Below are 2,358 nucleotides of genomic sequence, written 5' to 3' on the forward strand. Positions count from 1 at the left end.
GTAAGCCCGAAATAAAAAAATAAGCGCACCTTTTCGGTACGCACGACGAATGGCCATCTATCTGAAATTTTTTCAAATAGATGGCTATTTTGCACATGTCGCTTGGATATTTTTCGACCAAGGCATGTAATTATTTAAAATCTCTGGCCGCTGGTGGAACGGTAAATTTGGCAGCTCTGTCATTAATGTCACTAAGTATTGATAAAAATCGATGCCGTTTGCTTTTGCCGTTTCAGCCAAACTTAAGCAGATGGCATTGGCTTTAGCACCAGCTTCACTCATAGAGAAAAGCCAGTTCTTACGACCAATCACATTCGGACGAATCGCATTTTCGGCTGGATTATTATCGATTTCAATCCTACCGTCGTACAGAAACGCTTTTAATCCGTGGATACGATTTAATGTGTATTCCGCTGCTTTGGCTAAGGAATTTTTACCGAAGAAAGGTGATTCGTCTACCCATTTTAGAAACTTTTCTACAATCGGCTTTGAATGTTTTTGCCTTGCTTTTCGGCGTTTACCTGGTGAAAGATCCTTAAATTGACGTTCTAAGTGATACAGTTGATCACAATAATCCACGCCAATTTTGCCGTTTTCGCTATCGGCTTTCAGCCAATAACGTCGCACATGTGCCCAACAGTTGGCGAATGTGACATCAGGTAGATTGCCGTATGCAGAATAACCATCACAAATCATGGTTCCTTTAAAACCAGCTGTAAAGTCTTCTAATACAGAACGGCTTCTCGATAAAGCACTTTGGAAAAGAACGATGATTGGTCCTTGGCTTGGCACGCTTCGGAACACCCAATTGTAGGCATTCGATTGACCGGATTTTCCGTCTGAACGTTTGATGATTTGCGCATACGTTTCGTCCACATGTAGAACAGATTTCGCTGTTAATGTCTGCTTCATCAGTTCATAAACCGGTAGAAGCCAATCTTCTGCTGCACGAATGACCCAGTTCGATAAGTTTTTATCGTTGGTAAGCAAGCCATAACGCTCCCACTCCTTCACCTGGCGGTAAAGAGGTAAGTACTGGATAAACTTATCATAGATGAGTTTTGCTAAAACAGTCGGTCCTGCAATACTTCGCTGAAAGGCACCTTGCGGTGCTTTCCCACGTTTCATTTGTGCTTTTTCCGAGGCATCCTTTTTACAGTGCTTGCACTCATAGGCATGCTCTATATGCTGGATGCGCATCATTTTTGCCGGAATGAATTTCGCTTCTTCACGCGCAAGTGTTGTACCAGCTTCCGTCATTTGACCATGGCAACAGTCACATTGCGTGTTTTCAGGATGATGGTGAATTTCTTCTATTTCAATCCCTTCACGAAAAGAATCATTCCGTTTTTTCTTATGTAGTTTACGGACAACAGTATAAGTAACAGTTGGCGTGCTTTGTTCCTCTGTCTGCTCAGAATTGTTAAAAGACGGATCGTCTTCAAATAAAGAACCTTGTCCATCTGGTGCTTGGTACTTTGATTTTTCTGATTTTGAACCGTATAAAGCCTTTGTTAATTGGCGAACTTGTCCAGTCAACGCTTCAATTTGTTTCAACGATTGATCCAGCTTTTTTGTTAATTCATTATTTTGCTGATTTGAATGAGCCAATTGTTGCTCTAGTAATTGAATGAATCGTTCATTTTGGTTAGAAAATGAGTTATCCAAGTTATTCACCACATTTCGTTCAGTATAAGTTATGGATGATTATACCATCTTGATAGGTGAGTTTAAAAGACACCTTTTGCTGATTTTGCAATCGCTTTTGGTTGCTGAAGTGATAAGCCTTCTAACAGCCAGCGAAGCTCCTGTTGTGAAAGGTTACGCACTTCATTTTCGTCTTTCGGCCATTGTAACTTGCCATTATCTAATCGTTTATAAAGCATGGCGAAGCCATCTCCATCAAAATATAAACATTTATAGCGGTCCCTGCTCCAACCAGAAAATAAAAAAATGGAATCGCTGTATAGATCGAGTTCAAAAGAATCCTGAATGAGCGTTGCGAGACCGTCAATGCCTTTACGCATATCAGTTTTGCCGCAAATGATATAGATGTTTTGCACGCTCGTGAAATCATGCTTCATCACTTATTCAACTCCTTCATGATTGTTAGGATGATGTGCTCATCTACGCCATTGAAGAAGGAAATTTCAGCACTCGCTGTTTTGATGACACAGCTCGGACCAGGGGTATTTTTTGTTGGCATGATAGGTGAAGATTCATCAGTGATAGGATCTAGTGTCACGGGGACAATTGTTAGCTTGGTAATCGGCATAAGAAAGCATCTCCTTCATTTGATACGTCTATCATACCGGAGGTGCTTGAATGATTATATGCGTTATTTGATTACGGGCTTAC

Annotated in this window: 3 protein-coding genes; all 3 read right to left on the reverse strand. The window is 40.8% G+C overall.

All coding sequences use genetic code 11. The annotated features are described in order from the left end of the window. Positions 1-84: 84 nt before the first annotated feature. Complete coding sequence (gene tnpC / locus ACQKII_RS24595; protein ID WP_427463054.1) at positions 85-1,668, reverse strand: IS66 family transposase; 1,584 nt, start codon at positions 1,666-1,668, stop codon at positions 85-87. A 62-nt stretch (positions 1,669-1,730) separates the two neighbouring features. After that, a complete protein-coding gene (tnpB, locus tag ACQKII_RS24600; RefSeq protein WP_107927126.1) occupies positions 1,731-2,084 on the reverse strand; it encodes an IS66 family insertion sequence element accessory protein TnpB in 354 nt (117 codons plus the stop codon). After that, positions 2,084-2,275 carry a hypothetical protein gene (locus ACQKII_RS24605; RefSeq protein WP_427463055.1) on the reverse strand — a complete coding sequence of 64 codons (192 nt, stop codon included), beginning with the start codon at positions 2,273-2,275 and terminating at the stop codon, positions 2,084-2,086. Before ACQKII_RS24605 ends, tnpB begins: the two co-directional genes overlap by 1 nt. Between the last annotated feature and the right edge of the window lie 83 nt (positions 2,276-2,358).

This window comes from Lysinibacillus sp. NPDC048646 (assembly GCF_050272295.1).
In the GTDB taxonomy this organism is placed as follows: Bacteria; Bacillota; Bacilli; order Bacillales_A; family Planococcaceae; genus Lysinibacillus.

What these genes read in the sequence shown, in the direction of transcription:
- tnpB (WP_107927126.1), bottom strand. Translation starts at nt 2,084, where the DNA reads ATGAAGCATGATTTCACGAGCGTGCAAAACATCTATATCATTTGCGGC.
- ACQKII_RS24605 (WP_427463055.1), bottom strand. Translation starts at nt 2,275, where the DNA reads ATGCCGATTACCAAGCTAACAATTGTCCCCGTGACACTAGATCCTATC.